Here is a 20,354-nt window from a genome sequence, read left to right as displayed (position 1 = left end):
TGAAATAAGGACGCCCACGAAAAAGCGGCCCGCGGGCCGCTTTTTTCATTTCCAGAACACCGCGGAACCGGCTTCGCCGGGCCGCAGGTGTTGCCCCCTGCAAGGGGGTGGGCGTAGCGACACGAAGTGCGCGAAGCCTGGGGGTTATTCCACTTTCGCCTTCGCGCGCAGGTCTTCCTGGTACTTTTGGAGGCGCTGCTGCTGCAGCTGCTGCGTGATCTGCGGCTTCACTTCTTCCAGCTTCGGCAGTTGGGCCTGGCGGATGTCGTCGACGCGGATGATGTGCCAGCCGAACTGGGTCTTGATCGGGGCGGGGGTGGTCTCGCCCTTCTTGAGCTTGATCATGGCTTCCGAGAACTCGGGCACGAAGCTCGCGGGGTTGGCCCAGTCGAGGTCGCCGCCATTGGCGCCCGATCCCGGGTCCTTGCTCTGCTTCTTGGCGATGTCTTCGAACTTGGCGCCCTTCTTCAGGTCTGCCATGATCTTCTTGGCCTGGTCTTCGGTTTCGACCAGGATGTGGCGCGCCTTGTATTCCTTGCCGCCGTTGGCCGCGACGAACTTGTCGTACTCGGCCTTCACGTCGGCGTCCGAGACCGGGTTGTTCTTGCGGTAGTTGTCGAACAGCGCGCGGATCAGAATGGCCTGGCGGGCGAGTTCGAGCTGGTTCTTGTAGTCCTCGCTGGCGTCCAGGCCCTGCTTCTGGGCTTCCTGCATGAACACTTCGCGCGCCACGATTTCCTCGCGCAGCTGGCCTTGCATTTCAGGCGTCACCGGGCGGCCGGCGGCGGCCAGCTGTTGGGCCAGAACGTCCATGCGGGCCTTGGGCACCGGCTTGCCGTTCACGATGGCTGCGTTCTGTGCGAGCGCGGCCATGGGAATGGCACCGAGCAGCACTGCGGCCGCGACGGCCTGCAAGATTTGTTTTTTCATGGAATGAATATCGAGCTGGAAAGGAAATGCGCGTGTAGGAAAAGGCGCGGGAAAGAAAGCAGGGATAGGGAAGAAAAGGGCGGGGTGGCACGGCAGCCGCTGCAACCACATCAGGCGTGGCGCGCGGCCCCTTGGACGACTCAGAGCACCTCGATGGCGATGGCGTGCAGACCCTGTGCGATAAAAACTTGGAGGGCATCATACACAAGCCGATGCCGCGCCACGCGGGGCTTTCCCTCGAACCGGGGCGAGGCGATGCGGACCCGGAAATGGGTGCCGCGGCCTTGCGCGTTGGCGCCCGAATGGCCGGCGTGGGCGGCGCTTTCGTCGATCACTTCGAGCTGCGTGGGGGCCAGCGCCTCGCGCAGCGCGGCCTCGAGGTCGGCCGCCGTGGGCAGGAGTGCGGTGGTGGTGTTGCTCGTCATGCGGTGGGCTTGTCGTCGTTCTTCAGGTGCGGCGCGATGTACAGGCCTTGCGCCACCAGGAAGACGATGGGAAACACGTAGCCCCAGAGCTTGAAGTTGACCCAGGCCTCGGTCGTGAAGTACGCCGCCACGTAGCCGTTGATGGCGGCCATGAACAGGCAATAGCCGATCCACGCCACGTTCAGCCGGCCCCAGATGCGCTCGGGCAGCTCGAGCTGCTGGCCCAGCAGCATTTTCAGGAAGTTCTTCTTCAGCGCCCAGAGCGCCACGGCCAGCGCGAGCGCCATTGCGCCGTACAGCACGGTCGGCTTCCACTTGATGAAGCGGTCGTCGTGCAGCGCCAGCGTGAGCGTGCCGAACAGCAGGATCAGCACCAGCGTGGCCTTCTGCATGGCCTGCAGCTTGCGCTCCATGGCGTAGATGATGGCCATCTGAACCACGGTGGCGGCCATCAGCACGCCGGTGGCCGTGTAGATGTCGGCCAGCTTGTAGGCGCCGAAGAACAGCAGGATCGGGAAGAAGTCGAGGATCAGTTTCATTCGGAGCGGCTCAGTCGGCCTTTTTCTGGAAGTCGAGCGAAGCCGAGTTCATGCAGTAGCGCAGGCCGGTCTCGGTCGGGCCGTCGGGAAACACGTGGCCCAGGTGGGCGCCGCAATTGGCGCAGACGTTCTCGGTGCGCACCATGCCGTGCGAGCGGTCGATGATGTTCCTGATGGCGCCGGGCACCGCTTCTTCGGAGAAGCTGGGCCAGCCGCAGCCGGCGTCGAACTTGGTCGAAGACTCGAACAGCTTGGCGCCGCAACACACGCAGTGGTAGGTGCCGTCGTCCCAGTGGGCTTCGTACTTGCCGGTGAAGGGGCGTTCGGTGGCGGCGTGGCGCGTCACTTCGAAGGCGGCGGGTTCGGCGCCTTTTTCAGCGAGCAGGGCTTTCCATTCGGCGTCGGTTTTCTGTACGGGAGTGGTCATGATGAGCAGCTGATTTCGATCGTGGAGGCCCAGTCGGGCGGGAAGCCGGCATAAGCATCGGCGCCGGGATGTTCTTCAAATGGGGACTCGAGCAGAGCCAGCAAGGTTGCCACACCTGAGTTGTCTTTTTGCTGACTTGCTTCGATGGCTTGCTGCCCGAGGTGGTTCCGCAGCACGAACTTGGGGTTCGACCGAAGCATCAGGCCCGCCGCGCTCGCCCGGTCGGACGCCGCATGGCGCTCCGAAAACAATAGCAGCCAGGCATCGAAGCCCTCGCGGTCCAGGAACAGGTCGCGCACCGGCTCGAGCTTGCCGTCGGCCATGTAGTTCGACAGCCGGCGCCAGAAGATCGTGTAGTCGACCTTGCCGGCGGCGAGCAGCTTGAGCACGCCTTCGACGAGCGGGCGGTCGCCCTCGGCCGCGTCAGCCAGGCCCAGCTTGGCGCGCATGCGGCCCTCGAACTCGCTGGGGAACACGCTCTTGTAAGACTCCAGCGCGGCCACGGCGATTTCCTGGTCGCCGATCAGGGGCAGCAGCGCCTGCGCCAGGCAGAACAGGTTCCAGTACGCGACGTTGGGCTGCTGGTTGAAGGCGTAGCGGCCGCTGGTGTCGCTGTGGTTGCAGATATGGCGCGGATCGAAGCCGTCCAGGAACTGGAACGGCCCGTAGTCGATGGTGAGCCCCAGGATGCTCATGTTGTCGGTGTTCATCACGCCGTGGCAGAAGCCCACGGCCTGCCATTGCGCGAGCAGGGCGGCGGTGCGCTCGCTCACGGCCTCCAGGAATGCGGCGTACGCATTGCCGTTGAAGCGCCCGGTATTGCGGCAGTCCGGGTAGTAGCGGTCGATGACGTAGTCGGCCAGCGCGCGCAATTCGTCTTCGCGCTGGTTGGCGGCAAAGTGCTCGAAGTGGCCGAAGCGCACGAAGCTGGGCGCCACGCGTGCCACGACCGCTGCGCTTTCGAGCTCCTCGCGGCGCACCCGGGCGTCGGAGCCGGTCACGCTGAGGGCGCGCGTGGTCGGAATGCCCAGCCCGTGCATCGCCTCGCTGCAGAGGAATTCGCGGATGCTGGAGCGCAGCACCGCGCGGCCGTCGCCGCCGCGGGAGTAGGGCGTGCGCCCCGCGCCCTTCAGCTGCACTTCGAGCCCGCCGTCGGTCTCGCCGATCATGATGGCGCGCCCGTCTCCCAGCTGGCCGGCCCACACGCCGAACTGGTGGCCGCTGTACACGGTTGCAAAGGGGCGGCTGCCCGCAATGGGCATGCTGCCCGTCAGTGCGGCCAGCGTGTCGCCCGACTCATGCCAACCGGGCGGCAGGCCGAGTTCGCGCGCAACGGCCTCGCTGCGCCCCACCCAGTAAGGATCGGGCAGGGGCGTCGGCCGCAGTTCGGTGAAAAACGCGGGGCCCAGGTTGGAGAAGCCGGGTTTCCAGCGCAGTCCCAGGTCGGCGACCGGGGTGTCTTCAGCAAGCAAGCTCATGCGCGGATTGTCCGGCAGAGCGCGAAACCCCTTGCCGCGGGGGCCATCGGGGTGGCCGGTCAGGCAGCCAGCGGGGCGGGGCTGTCCCAGATGCGTGCCCGGTACTGCGCCGGCGGCACGCCGAACCAGCGCTTGCAGGCGCGGAAGAAGTTGCTCGTGTCGACGAAGCCCAGCATGTCCGCCACGTCGGTCAGCGTATGGCGGTCCTCCGCCAGGTACTGCTGCGCAAGTTCGCGGCGGGTGCGGTCCAGCAAGCCCTGGAACGACACCGACTCCTCCTGGAGCCTGCGCTGCAGGGTGCGCTCGGCCAGGCCCAGGCCGGACGCCACGTCCTGCCGGCGCGGCTCGCCATGCTGCAGCCGGCGTGCGATCTCGGCGCACACGAGGCTGCTGGTGGTGGTCTGGCCCAGCAGGTCGAGCTGATCGTCGAGCAGGTGCTCCTGCAGCTCGCCCAGCGTCTCGTGATGGGTGGGCAGCGGCAGGGCCAGGTCGGCGGCCGACAGCAGCAGCCTGTTGGCCGGCGCGTTGAAACGCACCTCGCAGCCGAAGGCCTCGCGGTGCGGCCGGTCGTCGGCCGGCGCGGGGTAGACGAACTCCATGGCCAGCGGCTGCAGCTCGCGCCGCGTGAGCCACTGGCATTGCATCAGCGTTGTCAGCAGGGCGTATTCGACCCGCTGGCGCGGAATCGGCAGGCTGCCGCCGGTGTGCTCCATCACCAGCCAGCAGCCGCGCGGCTCGGGGTGCAGCGAGAAAGCTGTCGCGTCGGAGATCACCGCCATGTAGCGCGCCAGCCGCGCGAGCGCGGCCCCGAGCGTGGGGCTGCAAGACATGGCATGGCCCACCGTTCCCAGCTTGCTGTGCGTGGCGGCCAGGTCGCGATGCAGGCCCAGCGTGGGCCGGGCGGCGCGCGCCACGGCCAGCTGCCACAGCACCGTGATCTCGTCGACGGGGATGCGTGCGTTCTGCCGGTGCAGGGACTCGGGGTCGAAGCCGGCCTCCAGCAGCAGCGAAGGCACGTCCAGTCCTTCGGCCTCGAACATCGACAGCACGCCTTCGAGCCACGCGGCGGAGCTGGTGCGCAGTTCCGGCTGCGGTATGCCGCCGGACCGGCGTTGCGGCCCGCGCTGGCGGTGCGACAGGGAGGCTCCTGAAGTCATTCGTTTGGCTTCCTTGCGATAGCGATGAAAACGACGCCGGTTTCTAGAATTTTTTTGCGTGCTCGGCGGCCCGGAGTATGGGTGCCGTGCGCCAGGCAAGGAATTCCGATTAACCCGGTGTGGAGACAAGAACATGAATACAGAGACAACGGCGCAAGGCCAGGGCGCGGCGGCAAGAACAGCGATAGCCAGGGCCGCCGCCGCAGTGGTCGCGGCCGCGGCCCTGGCAGCGCTCTCGGCCTGCGGCGGCGGATCGTCCGGTTCGCCCGGCTTCGCCTTCCTGCCGGCTGCGCCTGCGCCGGCGCCAGCCCCCGCGCCCGCGGCCCCGCCTCCGGCCGACGGCCCGATGGTGCGCCAGACCACGGCCGGCAAGATAGAAGGCGTGGACGACAGCGCCGGCTCGGGCACCTACTACTGGAAGGGGGTTCCGTTCGCCAAGGCACCGGTGGGCGCGCTGCGCTGGCGTGCGCCGGTTGCGCCCGAAGCCTGGAGCGGCATCCGCCCGGCCGCCAGATTCGGCAATGCCTGCCTGCAGATCGGCCGCATCTTCAGCCCCGGCCTCAACAACACGTACGACGCCACCATCGGCACCAACCTCGGCAAGCCGGTCGGCAGCGAAGACTGCCTGTTCGTCAACATCTGGCGCCCGGCGACGGCCGAGAAGAACCTGCCGGTGCTGTTGTTCATCCATGGCGGCAGCAACATCTCCGGCTATACGGCCGACCCGCTGTACGACGGCGCCAAGCTGGCCAGGACCGCCAACGCGGTGGTCATCACCGCCAGCTACCGCCTCGGCATCCTGGGCTTCCTGAACATTCCGCAGCTGAAACCCGGCGGCACGCAGGGCGATGACTCGGGCAACTTCGCGCTGCTCGACAACATGGCGGCGCTGCGCTTCATTGCGGACAACGTCGCCAACTTCGGCGGCGATCCGGGCAACGTCACGCTGTCGGGTGAGTCGGCGGGCGCTACCAACCTGCTGTCGGTCATGACTTCGCCTATGGCCAAGGGCCTGTTCCACAAGGCCTTCGAGATGAGCGGCGGCATTTCGCTCGCGACCAACCTGCCGCCCGGCACGCTGCCTTCGCTGTCTCCGGCCTCGGCTTCGCTCGCGCAGGGCGCGGCCATCCTGGAGAAGCTGCTCGTGGCCGACGGCACAGCTGCTGACGAAACCGCAGCCAAGGCCTACATCGCCACCCGCACGCCGGCCCAGATCGCAGCGTACCTGCGGGCGCAGGACGGCGGTGCGCTGCTCGGCAAGGTGGCGGCGGCCGGGCTGGGCTCGGTCGCGCCGATTCCCGACGGCACCGTGATCCCGACCGACCCTATCGGCGCCATCGCGGCCGACCGGTACGTGAAGGTGCCCATGCTCGCGGGCAACACGCGCGACGAGGGCAAGCTCTTCGCGTCGCTGCTGGGGACCATCGGCTTCCCGACCTCGGGCTGGATCGTCAACGACGCCCAGCGCTTCTCGCTGATGTTCAACTTCGACCCCGATGCCGCGCCCACGCTCACGGTGAACGACATCATCGGTCCGTTCTACCTTCCGGTAGACAAGGCCGGCACCGGCTACAACGCGGCCACCGCGCTCATCACGAAGGGCCTGTTCGAGGCCAACCGCGACAACCTGCTCGACACGATGAAGACGCGCCAGTCGAACATCTGGCACTACCGCCTCGACTGGTCGCAGGAGGCTTCGCCGTGGAACGACGTGTACGGCGCCTCGCACGCCTTCGACCTGCCGTTCGTGTTCGGCAACTTCGGCCCGTCGGTGCTGTCGAGCTCCGTCGGCGGCAAGGCCAACGAGAAAGGGCGGCTCGCGCTGTCGAAGGCCGTCATGGCCAGCATCGGGGCCTTCATGCGCAAGGGCGATCCGAACACGCCCGAACTTGGTGCAACCTGGGCGCCGTGGCCTTCGCAACTGCTGCTCGACGCCACGCCCACGGACATCAGGATCACCCCGGCGCAATGAGCCGCTCCGTTCAATCTTGCAGTGCGGGTTTGTGTCATTGTGGAAGTGGCCGAAGCTTGCGTGAATCCGTTGTCCGCAAGTTTTCATGAAGTCATTTCACATAGGAGTCCGTAGATGCTGGGTTTGATGCAAGACCAACCGCTTTTGATCTCGTCGCTGATCGAGTTCGCCGAGCGCCACCATGGCGACGGCGAGATCGTCTCGCGCCGTGTCGAGGGCGATATCCACCGCTGCACCTGGAGCGACATCGCATCGCGCGCCAGGCAGGTGGCCAATGCGCTGGACGGCGAGCAGCTGCTGTTCAGCGACCGCGTCGCGACCCTGGCCTGGAACGGCTATCGCCACCTGGAGCTGTACTACGGCGTGAGCGGCAGCGGCCGCGTGCTGCACACCATCAACCCGCGCCTGCACCCCGACCAGATCGCCTGGATCGCCAACCACGCCGAAGACCAGATCCTGTGCTTCGACCTGAGCTTCCTGCCGCTGGTGCAGGCGGTGCACGCCAAATGTCCCACGATCCGGAAATGGGTTGCACTGTGTGATGCCGACAAGCTGCCGGCCGACAGCGGCGTGCCCGGCCTGGTGAGCTACGAGAGCTGGATGGGCGCGCAGCCCACCGACTACGAATGGCCCAGCTTCGACGAGAACTCCGCGTCGAGCATGTGCTACACGAGCGGCACCACGGGCAATCCGAAGGCCGCGCTCTACAGCCATCGCTCCACGCTGCTGCATGCGTATGCCGCGGCGCTGCCCGACGTCATGCGCCTGTCGGCGCGCGACTCGGTGCTGCCTGTGGTGCCCATGTTCCACGTCAACGCCTGGGGCATTCCGTACTCGGCCGCGCTGGTGGGCTGCAAGCTGGTGTTCCCCGGCCCGGCGCTCGACGGCAAGTCGGTGTACGACCTGATCGAGGCCGAAGGCGTGACCTTCGCGGCGGGCGTGCCCACCGTGTGGCAGATGCTGCTGGGCCACATGCAGACCAACGGCCTGAAGTTCAGCAAGCTGGACCGCACCGTCATCGGCGGATCGGCCTGCCCGCCGGCCATGATCACGGCGTTCCAGGAGAAGTACGACGTCGAGGTGCTGCATGCCTGGGGCATGACCGAGATGAGCCCGCTGGGCACGCTCTGCACGCTGAAGAACAAGCACCTGTCGCTGCCGCCGGACGCCCAGCTGAAGATCCGCATGAAGCAGGGCCGCGCGATCTTCGGCGTCGACATGAAGATCGTCGACGGCGACGGCAACGAGCTGCCCTGGGACGGCAAGGCCTTCGGCGACCTGCTGGTGAAGGGCCCGTGGATCGTCAAGGAATACTTCAAGGGCGAGGGCGGCGATCCGCTCATTCCCGATGCGCGCAACCGCGGCTGGTTCCCCACCGGCGACGTCGCCACCATCGACGCCGAGGGCTACCTGCAGATCACCGACCGCAGCAAGGACGTGATCAAGTCCGGCGGCGAGTGGATCAGCTCCATCGACATCGAGAACATCGCCGTTGCGCACCCGGCCGTGGCCATGGCCGCGTGCATCGGCGTGTTCCATCCCAAGTGGGACGAGCGGCCCGTCATCGCCGTCGCGAAGAAGCCGGGCGCCGAAGTCACGCGCGAGGAGCTGCTTAAGTTCTACGAGGGCAAGACCGCCAAGTGGCAGATCCCCGACGACGTGGTGTTCGTCGAGGCCATTCCGCTGGGCGCCACCGGCAAGATCCTGAAGACCAAGCTGCGCGAGCTGCTCAAGGACTACAAGCTGCCCACACTCTGAAAACACAGGCAAAGCCCTGCCGCACTGTCGCGCACGCGATAGGAAAGCCGCCCCGGCGGCTTTCCTTGCGGGCAATCCCTGTGCGGTGAAAAAAAGGGCGCTTGTACGCTGCGATCCCGCATAACGAAACTGGAGACTCCTCATGCAATTTGCTATCAAGTCAGTAGCTGCCTGCGCCATGTTGGTGAGCGTTACCGCCGCATTCGCGCAAAAGGGCGAGACCGTCAAGATCGCCTGGCTCGACCCTCTGTCCGGCCTCATGGCCGCGGTCGGCACCAACCAGCTCAAGACCACGCAATTCCTTGCCGAGGAGTTCAACAAGAAGAACCAGTCGGGCGTGAAGTTCGAGATCATCGCGCTCGACAACAAGCTCAGCCCGCAGGAGACCACCGCCGCGCTGCGCTCGGCGCAGGACCAGGGCGCCCGCTACATCATGCAGGGCAACGGCTCCGGCCCGGCGCTGGCCATCATCGACGCCATCGAGAAGAACAACTCGCGCAACCCCGGCAAGGAGTTGCTGTACATGAACTACGCGGCGGTCGACCCCGACCTGACCAACAGCAAGTGCAGCTACTGGCACTTCCGGGTCGACGCCGACACCTCCATGAAGATGGAGGCGCTGACCACCTGGATGAAGGACCAGCCCGACATCAAGAAGGTCTACCTGCTCGGCCAGAACTACGCCCACGGCGTGCAGGTGGCCAAGTTCGCCAAGGAAGACCTGAAGGTCAAGCGCCCCGACATCCAGATCGTTGGCGAAGACCTGCACCCGCTGGCGCAGGTGCGCGACTTCTCGCCCTACATCGCCAAGATCAAGGCCTCGGGCGCCGACACCGTCATCACCGGCAACTGGGGCTCCGACCTGTCGCTGCTCATCAAGGCGGCCAACGACTCGGGCCTGAACGTCAAGTTCCTCACCTACTACGCGCCGGGCGCCGGTACCCCCACGGCCATGGGAGCCACTTCGGACGGCAAGGTCTACACCGTGGCCTACGCCCACTACAACATGGGCGGCGAGATCCAGCAGCTGCTCAACGGCTACAAGAAGCGCATGAACGACGACCTGACGCAGTCGTCGATCTATCACGTTTTCGCGCTGCTCGACGCGGCCTTCGCCAAGACGAAGTCGACCGATCCGGTCAAGGTGGCGGCGGCGCTTGAGGGCATGAAGATCAAGAGCTTCAACGGCGAGGTCGAGATGCGCAAGTCCGACCACCAGCTGCAGCAGGGCCTGTACATCTCGCGCTGGGAAAAGGCCAGCGCCAAGTACCCCTACGACGCGGAGAACACCGGCTACACGAACGTGCCCGTGAAGTACTACGAGTCGTACGTGGCAAGCACGCCCACCACCTGCCAGATGAAGCGTCCCTGAGTGGTCTTGGCGCGCGTCCGCTCCAGCATTTCTACCCGCTGGTAGCAGCGGTCTACCCGCGGGTAGCAATTCGGGCGCCGCGCTGTCGCATGCGCGATAGAAACGGCCCCTTGCGGCCTCGCTCTTACGGGCATTCCCTGAGGGGAGGGGCTGCAATCGCTTGTACGCTCGTACAGCGTTTTGATTCGGTTCTGATTCGGTTTGACCAGGAGATATAGATTGAATTTCGCTCTGAAAATCGCTGCCGCAGCCGTCATTGCGGCCACCGCCACCGGTGCCCTCGCCCAGAAGGGTGAAACCGTCAAGATCGCATGGCTCGACCCGCTGTCGGGCCTCATGGCCGCGGTCGGGACGAATCAGCTCAAGACCTTCCAGTTCTTCGCCGAAGAGTTCAACAAGAAGAACGCCGCCGGCGTGAAGTTCGAGATCATCGGCATCGACAACAAGCTCAGCCCGCAGGAGACCACCAGCGCGCTGCGCTCGGCCCTCGACCAGGGCGCGCGCTACATCGTGCAGGGCAACGGCTCCGGCCCTGCGCTGGCCATCATCGATGCGCTCGAGAAGAACAATGCGCGCAACCCCGGCAAGGAAGCGCTGTACCTTAACTATGCGGCCGTCGACCCCGACTTGACCAACAGCAAGTGCAGCTACTGGCAGTACCGCTTCGACGCCGACACGTCGATGAAGATGGAAGCGCTGACCACCTACATGAAGGACCAGCCGGACATCAAGAAGGTCTACATCATCGGCCAGAACTATGCGCACGGGCAGCAGGTTTCCAAGTTCGCCAAGGAAGACCTGAAGCACAAGCGCCCCGACATCCAGATCGTCGGCGACGACCTGCACCCGCTCGCGCAGGTGCGCGACTTCGCGCCGTACATCGCGAAGATCAAGGCTTCCGGCGCCGATACCGTCATCACCGGCAACTGGGGCTCCGACCTCGCGCTGCTCATCAAGTCCGCCAACGACTCGGGCCTGAACGTCAAGTTCTATACCTACTACGCCGTGACCACCGGCACGCCGACCGCCATGGGCGCGGCGTCCGACGGCAAGGTCTACCAGGTCGGTTATGCCCACTACAACATGGGCGGCGACATGCAGAAGTACGCCGAAGACTTCAAGAAGAAGTTCAACGACGACCTCTACACCACCGACATCTACACCGTGTTCCAGGCCCTGACCGAAGCCTTCGTGAAGACCAAGTCGACCGACCCCGTCAAGGTAGCGGCCGCCATGGAAGGCATGAAGTTCAAGAGCTTCAACGGCGACGTCGAACTGCGCAAGGCCGATCACCAGCTGCAGCAGGGCCTGTACATCGCCCGCTGGGAAAAGGCCAGTGCCAAGTACCCGTACAGCCCGGAGAACACCGGCTACACGCTGGCACCCGTGAAGTACTACGACGCCTACGTGGCCAGCACGCCCACGTCCTGCCAGATGAAGCGCCCCTCCTGATTTCGGGAGCGCGCCAACGCGGTCGAGGCCCGACTTCAACACTCGGGCCTTTTTCTTTTTTACCTGACACGAAAGACCGATGAACGTCGAATTCTTCGTCATCTCGCTGCTCAACGGCGTGAGCTACGGCTTGCTGTTGTTCATGCTGAGCTCTGGCCTCACGCTGATCTTCAGCATGATGGGCGTGCTCAATTTCGCGCACGCCAGCTTCTACATGCTGGGCGCCTACTTCGCCTACACGCTGTCGGGCATCGTCGGCTTCTGGCCGGCGCTCTTCATCGCGCCGCTGCTGGTGTTCGTGCTGGGCGCGGCCTTCGAGCGCTACTGCCTGCGCCGCGTCCACAAGTTCGGCCACGTGCCCGAGCTGCTGGTGACGTTCGGTCTTTCGTACCTCATTCTCGAAATCGTGCAGCTGGTGTGGGGCCGTTCCACGGTGCCCTATGGCCTGCCGACGGCGCTGCAGGGGCCGCTCTTCACGCTCTACGGCACGCAGTTCCCCAAGTCGCGCTCGTTCATCATGCTGGTGGCGGTGCTGATGCTGGTGTCGGTGTGGCTGCTGCTCACGCGCACCCGCATCGGGCTGGTCATCCAGGCGGCGCTGAAGCACCCCGACATGGTCGAGGCGCTGGGCCACAACGTGCCGCGCGTGTTCATGCTGGTGTTCGGCGGCGGTGCCGCGCTGGCGGGGCTCGCTGGCGTGGTCGGCGGCAACACCTACGTCACCGAGCCGGCCATGGCGGGTTCGGTCGGCTCCATCATCTTCGTGGTGGTGGTGGTCGGCGGCATGGGCTCGCTGGCGGGTGCATTCCTGGCCTCGCTGATCATCGGCATCGTGCAGACCTTCGCGGTGGCCATGGACCAGTCGCTCGCGACCGGCCTGCAGGCGCTCGGCGTGGCCGTGACCGACCAGACCTTCGGCTACGAGCTGCTCAAGCTCACCATCTCGCAGGTGGCGCCCATTCTTCCGTACCTGTTCCTGGTGCTGATCCTCATCTTCAGGCCCAAGGGTCTTCTCGGAACCCGGGAGGACTGACGCCATGAATACTGCAACCACAACCGCTTCGACCTCCACGCCGGTGCGCTACTACCGGTTCAAGCCGCTGAACATTGGCCGCATCTTCATCTGGTCTTTCTTCGCGCTGCTGCTGATCGTGGCGCCGATGATCTTCACCAGCAGCCTGGCGCTCACCATGCTGTCGCAGATCGGCTACCTGATCATCATCTGCCTGAGCTACAACATCCTGCTGGGGCAGGGCGGCATGCTCAGCTTCGGGCACGCGGTGTACGTGGGCCTGGGCTCGTTCATCGCCATCCACGCCATGAACCTGGCGGGCGCCGGCAAGCTGCCGATCCCGCTGGTGCTGATTCCGCTCGTGGGCGGGCTCGGCGGCATGTTCTTCGCGCTGGTGTTCGGCTATGTGTCGACCAAGAAGTCGGGCACCACCTTCGCGATGATCACGCTCGGCCTGGGCGAGCTGGTGGCCGCGATGGCGCTGATGTTCCCCAGCTTCTTCGGCGGCGAGGGCGGCATCACCACCAACCGCGTGTACGGCGCCTCGTTCTTCGGCATCAACTTCGGGCCGCAGAACCAGGTGTACTACCTGATCGCGGTGTACTGCTTCATCTGCACCGGGCTGATGTTCGCCTTCACCGGCACGCCGCTCGGACGCATGCTGAACGCGGTGCGCGACAACCCGGAGCGCGTGGAGTTCATCGGCTACAACACGCAGCGCGTGCGCTACTACGCCTTCATCATCGCGGGCTTCTTCGCGGGCATCGGCGGCGGCCTGGCGGCCATCAACTTCGAGATCGTGAACGCGGCCGACAGCCTGAACGGGCTGCGCTCGGGCAGCTACCTGCTGTTCACCTTCCTGGGCGGCGCCACCTTCTTCTTCGGGCCGATCATCGGCGCGGCGCTGCTGGTGTTCGCGCTGGTGCTGCTGTCCGAACTCAGCAAGGCCTGGCTGCTGTACGTGGGCCTGGTGTTCCTGCTGATGGTGATGTTCGCGCCCGGCGGCGTGGCCAGCCTGATCATGATGAACGTGCGCGTGGCGCTGTTCGGCAAGATCAAGCGCTTCTACCTGCTGTACGTGGGCCTGTTCGTCGGCGCGGGCGTGATGCTCGCGGGCGCGGCGGCCATCGTCGAGATGATCTATCACATGCAGCTGAACGCGGCGCTCGGCCCCCTGGTGCCGTTCGCGGGCCTGCAGCTGGACACCTCTTCGGCCACGAGCTGGATCGTCGCGGTGGCGCTGCTGGCGGTGGGCCTGGGCATCTTCGAGGTGTTCCGCAGGCGCTTCGCGAAGGCCTGGGGCCAGGCGCAGGAAGAAATCGAAGCCGAGATCAAGCGGCGGGAGACGGCATGACCTATTCACTCGAACTCAAGGGCCTGCGAAAGAGCTTCGGCAAGACGGACATCATCCGTGGCGTGGACCTGGCCGTGACGGCCGGCGAGCGCATCGCCATCATCGGGCCGAACGGCGCGGGCAAGTCCACGCTGTTCAACCTGATCAGCGGGCGGCTCACGCCCACCAGCGGCGAGGTGTTGCTCAACGGTCAGCGCATCGACGGCATGAAGCCGTACGAGATCAACCGCATGGGCCTGTCGCGCAGCTTCCAGATCACCAACATCTTCCCGAAGCTCAGCGTGTTCGAGAACCTGCGCTGCGGCGTGCTGTGGAGCCTGGGCTACAAGTACACCTTCCTGCGATTTCTCTCGAACCTGGACGACGCCAACGAGCGCACCGAGGAGCTCATTCGGCAGATCGGCCTGGAGAAGAAGCGCGACGTGCATGCGGTGAACCTCACGTACGCCGAGCAGCGCGCGCTGGAGATCGGCGTGACCATCGCTGGCGGCGCCAGCGTGATCCTGCTGGACGAGCCCACGGCCGGCATGAGCAAGACCGAGACTTCGCACTTCATCTCGCTCATCAAGCACGTCACCGTGGGCAAGACGCTGCTGACGGTGGAGCACGACATGGGCGTGGTCTTCGGCTTGGCCGACAAGATCGCGGTGGTGGTGTACGGCGAAGTGATCGCCTTCGACACGCCGGCTGCGGTGCGCGCGAATGCGCGCGTGCAGGAGGCCTACCTCGGCTCCTCTGTCGCGGATGCACAAGGGGCGGGACACTGACATGCTGAAGCTCAAAGACATCCACGCCTACTACGGCAAGAGCCATGTGCTGCATGGCGTTTCGTTCGACGTGAACCCCGGCGAGATCGTCGCGCTGCTGGGCCGCAACGGCTCGGGCCGCTCGACCACCGCCAAGGCCATCATGGGCCTGGTGCATGCCGAGGGCGGCCTGCACTGGAAGGGGCAGGACATCCTGCGCCGCAAGGCTTATGAAATCGCGCACTTCGGCATCGGCTACGTGCCCGAGAACCGCGACATCTTTCCCAAGCTCACGGTGCACCAGAACCTGCTGCTGGGGCAGAAGGGCTCGGGCAAGGGCAGCCGCTGGTCGTTCGACGACATGTACGGCATGTTCCCGCGCCTGAAGGAACGCCAGCACACCGAGGCCGGCGTGCTCTCGGGCGGCGAGCAGCAGATGCTCACGCTGTGCCGCACGCTGATGGGCGACCCCGACCTGATCATCATCGACGAACCCACCGAAGGCCTCGCGCCCAAGATCGTCGAGCTGGTGGGGCAGTACCTGCGCACGCTGAAGGACAAGGGCATCTCGGTGCTGCTGATCGAGCAGAAGCTCACCATCGCCATGCAGATCTCGGACCGCGCGCTCGTCATGGGCCACGGCAGCATCGTGTTCGACGGCACCCCCGACAGCCTGCGCGCGGATGCCACCACTCGCAAAGAGTGGCTAGAGGTTTGATCCCCCCAGGGGATCCGGGCCCAGCCCCGGATCCCCTTGTCTCTACAGCGACTGCGTGCCATTGTCTGGCCTCGCGAAACGCCTAGAATCCCTGAAAAAGAACACTCGTGCTTTTTCTTCTTTTCTTCACACACCAAGGAACGCAGCATGACGGCTGAATACAAAGTGCTCGGCGATGTCGCCGTGATCACCATGACCAACCCTCCGGTCAACGGTCTCGGTTTCTCGACCCGCATCGGCATCACCGATGGCCTGGCCAAGGCCAATGCCGACGACGCCGTCAAGGCCATCGTCATCACCGGTGCCGGCAAGGCGTTCTCGGGCGGCGCGGACATCAAGGAATTCGGCACGCCCAAGGCGCTGCAGGAGCCCAACCTTCTCAGCGTGATCCTCGCGCTGGAAGCTTCGGCCAAGCCCATCGTCGCGGCCATCCATTCGGTGTGCATGGGCGGCGGCCTCGAGCTGGCGCTGGGCTGCCACTACCGCGTGGCTGCCCCGGGCACCAGCGTCGCGCTGCCCGAAGTCAAGCTGGGCCTGATCCCCGGTGCCGGCGGCACGCAGCGCCTGCCGCGCGTGGTGGGTGTCGAGACTGCGCTGAACATGATCGTCAGCGGCGAGGCCGTGAAGAGCGAACTGCTCGCGAGCCTGCCCGGCCAGAAGCTGTTCGACAGGCTGGCCGCCTCGCCCGAATCGGTGTTCGAAGAAGCCGTGGCCTTCGCCAAGAGCGTGGCCGGCAAGACCGGTGAAGCGCTGCCGCTGGTGCGCAACCTGCCTTGCAAGCACCCGCAAGGCGACGCCTACTTCCAGTTCGCCAAGAACATGGTCGGCGGCATGTCGAAGAACTACCCCGCGCCACTGCAATGCGTGGACGCCGTGCAGGCCGCCACCAAGATGAAGTTCGACGCCGGCATGGCCGAAGAGCGCCGCATCTTCACCGCGCTGATGTTCACGCCCGAATCGCTGGCCCTGCGCCACCTGTTCATGGCCGAGCGCGCCGCGAGCAAGATTCCCGATGTGCCGGAAGACACGCCCAAGCGCGAGATCAAGTCGGTCGGCGTGATCGGCGCCGGCACCATGGGCGGCGGCATCTCGATGAACTTCCTGAACGCGGGCATCCCCGTCAAGATCCTCGAGATGAAGCAGGAAGCGCTCGACCGCGGCGTTGCCACCATCAAGAAGAACTACGAGGCCCAGGTCAAGAAGGGCAAGCTCAAGCAGGACAAGTACGAACAGCGCATGGCGCTGCTGAGCACCACGCTGAGCTACGACGACCTGAAAGGCGCCGACCTGATCATCGAGGCCGTGTTCGAAGAACTCGGCGTGAAGGAGAAGGTCTTCAAGGAACTCGACCGCGTCGCCAAGAAGGGCGCGATCCTGGCCTCGAACACCTCGACGCTCGACGTCGACAAGATCGCATCGTTCACCGAACGTCCGCAGGACGTGGTCGGCATGCACTTCTTCAGCCCCGCCAACGTGATGAAGCTGCTCGAAGTGGTGCGCGGCAAGGCCACCGCCAAGGACGTGCTGGCCACGGTCATGGCCATCGGAAAGAAGATCAAGAAGACGGCCGTGGTCTCGGGCGTGTGCGACGGCTTCATCGGCAACCGCATGATCGAGCAGTACTCGCGCCAGGCCGGCTTCCTGCTGGACGAAGGCGCCACGCCGCAGCAGGTCGACAAGGCCATCGAGAAGTTCGGCTTTGCCATGGGTCCGTTCCGCATGGGCGACCTGGCCGGCAACGACATCGGCTGGGCGATTCGCAAGCGCCGCGCCGTCGAGCGTGCCGACATGAAGTACAGCCGCACGGCCGACAAGCTCTGCGAACTGGGCCGCTTCGGCCAGAAGACCGGGGCAGGATGGTACGACTACCAGGCCGGCAAGCGCGACGCCATTCCGTCGGAACTGGTCAACAAGATGATCGAGGACCACCGCAAGGAACTGGGCATCACGCCGCGCAAGATTTCCGATGAAGAAATCGTGCAACGCCTGGTGTACGCACTGGTGAACGAAGGCGCGCACATCCTGGAAGACGGCATTGCTTCGAAGTCGGGCGACATCGACATGGTGTACCTGACCGGCTACGGCTTCCCGATCTGGCGCGGCGGCCCGATGCACTACGCATCGCAGGTCGGCCTGTACAACGTGGCCGAGACGATGAAGCGCTTTGCCAAGAACCCGCGCGACGACGCCGAGTTCTGGCAGCCCGCGCCGCTGATCCAGAAGCTGGTGGCCGAAGGCAAGCAGTTCAGCTGATCCGCGAAGGCAAAGGGACCGACCGCCAATGTTGAAACGCATCTTCCTCGGGCTGCTGCTGGCAATCGTCCTGCTGGTGGCCGCCGTGGCGGTCAAGACCTGGACCACGCCGTCGCAGCAGCTGGCGGTGGCGCCCGCGCCCAAGCTGGACATCGACCTGCAGGCGGCCGCCAAACGGCTGTCGACGGCGATCACGTTCCGCACGGTGTCGGGCATGGACGACCCGGCCGCCAACGCGGCCGAGTTCGACAAGCTGCATGCCTACCTGGAGCAGCAGTTTCCCAAGGTGCACGCCACGCTCAAGAAAGAAGTGGTGGGCAACAAGGCGCTGCTCTACACCTGGGCCGGCACCGATCCGCAGGCCAGGCCCATCGCGCTGATGGCGCACCAGGACATGGTCCCCATCGCGCCGGGCACTGAGAAGGCCTGGACGGTCGACCCCTTCGCCGGCGAGATCAAGGACGGCTACGTCTGGGGCCGCGGCACGCTAGACAACAAGAGCAATCTCTTCGCGCAGATGGAAGCCATCGAGCTGCTCATCGGCGCCGGCTTCAAGCCGAGGCAGACCGTCTACCTCGTGATGGGCGACGACGAAGAGGTGAGCGGCCTGCGCGGCGCGCTGCCCATCGCCGAGCTGCTCAAGTCGCGCAACGTGTGGCTGGACTGGGTGCTCGACGAGGGCCTGCTGGTGCTCGACGGCGTGCTGCCCGGGCTGAGCAAGCCGGCGGCGCTCATCGGCCTGGCGGAGAAGGGCTACGGCACCTTCTTCCTGTCGCTCGACACGGCGCCCGGCCATTCGTCGATGCCGCCGCAGCACAGCGCCATCGGCAGCATGAGCGCGGCGCTCGCGCGGCTTGAGGCCAACCCGATGCCCGGCGGCATCAAGGGCATTGCCGGCCAGATGTTCGGCACCCTCGCGCCCGAGATGAGCGGCGTGAACCGCGTGATGCTCTCGAACCTGTGGCTCACCGAACCCGTGGTGCGAGGCATTCTCGAGAAGAGCCCCAGCAGCAACGCGATGCTGCGCACGACCACCGCGCTGACCATCGTTCGCGCCGGCAACAAGGACAACGTGCTGCCCGGGCGCGCCGAGGCCGCCGTCAACTTCCGCATCCTGCCGGGCGACACGCTCGCCAGCGTCGAGGCGCACCTGCGCAAGCAGCTGGCCAACGACGACATCAAGATCAAGCAGTACCCGGGCAACGCGGAGCCTTCGCCCGTGTCGCCGACCGACAGCACCGGCTACCGCGCGATCCAGCAGGCCGTGCGCCAGAGCTTCCCCGACGCGGTGGTGGCCCCCGGCCTCATGACCGCCGCGACCGACTCGCGCCACTTCAGCCTCGTGAGCGATGCCGTCTTCCGCTTCTCGCCGTTCCGGCTGAAGGGCGAGGACCTGGCACGCATCCACGGCAACAACGAACGCCTGGCCATCTCGAACTACGGCGAGATGATCGGCTTCTATCACCAGCTCCTGAGCAACACCAACGCTGCTCCGGCGCAATGACGACAACCTCTTTTCCCTTCCATCTGCTTCAAAGGACCTCACCATGACCAGCGCCGTCATTGTTTCCACCGCCCGCACGCCGCTCGCGAAGAGCTGGAAGGGTGCCTTCAACATGACGCACGGCGCCACCCTGGGCGGCCATGCGGTCCAGCACGCGGTGCAGCGCGCCGGCATCGACCCCGCCTCGGTGGACGACGTCATCATGGGCTGCGCCACGCCCGAAGGCGCGACCGGCTCCAACATCGCGCGCCAGATCGCGCTGCGCGCCGGCCTGCCGATCACCACGTCGGGCATGACCATCAACCGCTTCTGCTCGTCGGGCCTGCAGACCATCGCCACCGCCGCCCAGCGCATCATCGCGGGCGAAGGCGAGGTGTATGTGGCCGGCGGCGTCGAGAGCATCTCGTGCGTGCAGAACGAAGCCAACAAGCACATGCTGGCCGATCCCTGGCTCGTGAAGCACAAGCCCGAGATCTACTGGAACATGCTGCAGACGGCCGAGCAGGTCGCCAAGCGCTACAACATCAGCCGCGACGCCATGGACGAATACGGCGCCGCCAGCCAGCAGAAGGCCACCGCCGCGCTGGAAGCCGGCCGCTTCAAGGAAGAGATCGCCCCCATCACCGTGCTGGCCGGCGTGGCCGACCCCGTGATGGGCCTGCGCACCAAGGAAGTCACCGTCGAGAACGACGAAGGCATCCGCCCCGGCACCACCAAGGAAGGCATCAGCGGCATCCGCCCGGCCATTCCCGGCGGCCTGATCTCGGCCGGCAACGCCAGCCAGTTCTCCGACGGTGGCGGCGCCTGCGTGGTGGTCGACGAGAAATACGCCGAGCAGAAGGGCCTGAAGCCCATGGGCCGTTTCCTCGGCTTTGCCGTGGCCGGCTGCGAGCCCGACGAAATGGGCATCGGCCCCGTCTTCGCGATTCCGAAGGTGCTCAAGCGCCTGGGCCTGACGGTCAACGACATCGACCTGTGGGAGCTGAACGAAGCCTTCGCGGTTCAGGTGATCTACTGCCGCGACAAGCTCGGCATTCCGGCCGACCGCCTGAACGTGGACGGCGGCGCCATCGCCGTGGGCCACCCCTACGGCGTGAGCGGCCAGCGCCTGACCGGCCACGCGCTCATCGAAGGCAAGCGCCGCGGCGCCAAGAAGGTCGTGGTCACGATGTGCATCGGCGGCGGCATGGGTGCCGCGGGTGTGTTCGAAATCATCTGACGCTCCCCAGGCGGCGGCGCACTGCGTGTCGCCTTCGC

General features: G+C 65.7%; 17 protein-coding genes. 11 read left to right on the top strand and 6 right to left on the bottom strand.

Annotated elements, in window-relative coordinates; genetic code table 11:
• Window positions 1-144: 144 nt before the first annotated feature.
• The 6 genes from QRN67_RS03965 to QRN67_RS03940 form a co-directional block, all read right to left on the bottom strand.
• Window positions 145-930 (bottom strand): peptidylprolyl isomerase, encoded by a 786-nt coding sequence (locus QRN67_RS03965; RefSeq protein ID WP_081269435.1) that lies wholly within the window; start codon window positions 928-930, stop codon window positions 145-147.
• Between the two features lie 140 nt (window positions 931-1,070).
• Window positions 1,071-1,355, bottom strand: coding sequence for a BolA family protein (locus QRN67_RS03960; RefSeq protein WP_081269436.1), 285 nt, complete (start codon window positions 1,353-1,355; stop codon window positions 1,071-1,073).
• Window positions 1,352-1,894: a septation protein A gene (locus tag QRN67_RS03955; protein ID WP_081269437.1), complete on the bottom strand. Its 543-nt coding sequence runs from the start codon at window positions 1,892-1,894 to the stop codon at window positions 1,352-1,354. The genes QRN67_RS03960 and QRN67_RS03955 overlap by 4 nt, the downstream gene beginning before the upstream one ends.
• Before the next feature lie 10 nt (window positions 1,895-1,904).
• Window positions 1,905-2,321 carry a peptide-methionine (R)-S-oxide reductase MsrB gene (msrB, locus tag QRN67_RS03950; protein WP_081269438.1) on the bottom strand — a complete coding sequence of 139 codons (417 nt, stop codon included), beginning with the start codon at window positions 2,319-2,321 and terminating at the stop codon, window positions 1,905-1,907.
• On the bottom strand, window positions 2,318-3,799 hold the full coding sequence (locus QRN67_RS03945; protein WP_285410609.1) for a protein adenylyltransferase SelO: 1,482 nt from the start codon (window positions 3,797-3,799) through the stop codon (window positions 2,318-2,320). Before QRN67_RS03945 ends, msrB begins: the two co-directional genes overlap by 4 nt.
• Before the next feature lie 59 nt (window positions 3,800-3,858).
• A complete protein-coding gene (locus QRN67_RS03940; protein WP_285411147.1) occupies window positions 3,859-4,938 on the bottom strand; it encodes an AraC family transcriptional regulator in 1,080 nt (359 codons plus the stop codon).
• 151 nt (window positions 4,939-5,089) lie between these two features.
• Here QRN67_RS03940 and QRN67_RS03935 point away from each other — a divergent pair, with 151 nt between their 5' ends.
• The 11 genes from QRN67_RS03935 to QRN67_RS03885 all read left to right on the top strand — a co-directional run bounded on the left by QRN67_RS03935 (window position 5,090) and on the right by QRN67_RS03885 (window position 20,316).
• On the top strand, window positions 5,090-6,928 hold the full coding sequence (locus QRN67_RS03935) for a carboxylesterase/lipase family protein (RefSeq protein ID WP_285410607.1): 1,839 nt from the start codon (window positions 5,090-5,092) through the stop codon (window positions 6,926-6,928).
• Between the two features lie 114 nt (window positions 6,929-7,042).
• On the top strand, window positions 7,043-8,686 hold the full coding sequence (locus QRN67_RS03930; RefSeq protein WP_081269441.1) for a 3-(methylthio)propionyl-CoA ligase: 1,644 nt from the start codon (window positions 7,043-7,045) through the stop codon (window positions 8,684-8,686).
• Between the two features lie 142 nt (window positions 8,687-8,828).
• The gene (locus QRN67_RS03925) at window positions 8,829-10,058 is read left to right on the top strand and encodes a branched-chain amino acid ABC transporter substrate-binding protein (RefSeq protein WP_081269442.1); all 1,230 of its coding nucleotides are present in this window, start codon (window positions 8,829-8,831) and stop codon (window positions 10,056-10,058) included.
• A 219-nt stretch (window positions 10,059-10,277) separates the two neighbouring features.
• Window positions 10,278-11,510, top strand: a complete 1,233-nt coding sequence (locus QRN67_RS03920; RefSeq protein ID WP_081269443.1) for a branched-chain amino acid ABC transporter substrate-binding protein — start codon at window positions 10,278-10,280, stop codon at window positions 11,508-11,510.
• A gap of 79 nt (window positions 11,511-11,589) precedes the next feature.
• Entirely contained in the window at window positions 11,590-12,543 is a 954-nt protein-coding gene (locus QRN67_RS03915; RefSeq protein ID WP_081269444.1) for a branched-chain amino acid ABC transporter permease, read from the top strand.
• Between the two features lie 4 nt (window positions 12,544-12,547).
• On the top strand, window positions 12,548-13,876 hold the full coding sequence (locus QRN67_RS03910; RefSeq protein ID WP_285410604.1) for a branched-chain amino acid ABC transporter permease: 1,329 nt from the start codon (window positions 12,548-12,550) through the stop codon (window positions 13,874-13,876).
• Window positions 13,873-14,643: an ABC transporter ATP-binding protein gene (locus tag QRN67_RS03905; protein WP_081269446.1), complete on the top strand. Its 771-nt coding sequence runs from the start codon at window positions 13,873-13,875 to the stop codon at window positions 14,641-14,643. Before QRN67_RS03910 ends, QRN67_RS03905 begins: the two co-directional genes overlap by 4 nt.
• 1 nt (window position 14,644) lies before the next feature.
• Window positions 14,645-15,340: an ABC transporter ATP-binding protein gene (locus tag QRN67_RS03900; RefSeq protein ID WP_093056893.1), complete on the top strand. Its 696-nt coding sequence runs from the start codon at window positions 14,645-14,647 to the stop codon at window positions 15,338-15,340.
• 147 nt (window positions 15,341-15,487) lie between these two features.
• A complete protein-coding gene (locus QRN67_RS03895) occupies window positions 15,488-17,593 on the top strand; it encodes a 3-hydroxyacyl-CoA dehydrogenase NAD-binding domain-containing protein (protein WP_285410599.1) in 2,106 nt (701 codons plus the stop codon).
• Between the two features lie 28 nt (window positions 17,594-17,621).
• Window positions 17,622-19,097: a M20 family peptidase gene (locus QRN67_RS03890; protein ID WP_285410598.1), complete on the top strand. Its 1,476-nt coding sequence runs from the start codon at window positions 17,622-17,624 to the stop codon at window positions 19,095-19,097.
• Window positions 19,098-19,140: 43 nt separating this feature from the next.
• Window positions 19,141-20,316: an acetyl-CoA C-acyltransferase gene (locus QRN67_RS03885; RefSeq protein ID WP_081269450.1), complete on the top strand. Its 1,176-nt coding sequence runs from the start codon at window positions 19,141-19,143 to the stop codon at window positions 20,314-20,316.
• Window positions 20,317-20,354: the final 38 nt, after the last annotated feature.

It is taken from the genome of Variovorax sp. efr-133-TYG-130 (assembly GCF_030208835.1).
In the GTDB taxonomy this organism is placed as follows: Bacteria; Pseudomonadota; Gammaproteobacteria; order Burkholderiales; family Burkholderiaceae_C; genus Variovorax.
This window is presented reverse-complemented; position numbering and strand designations above follow the sequence as displayed.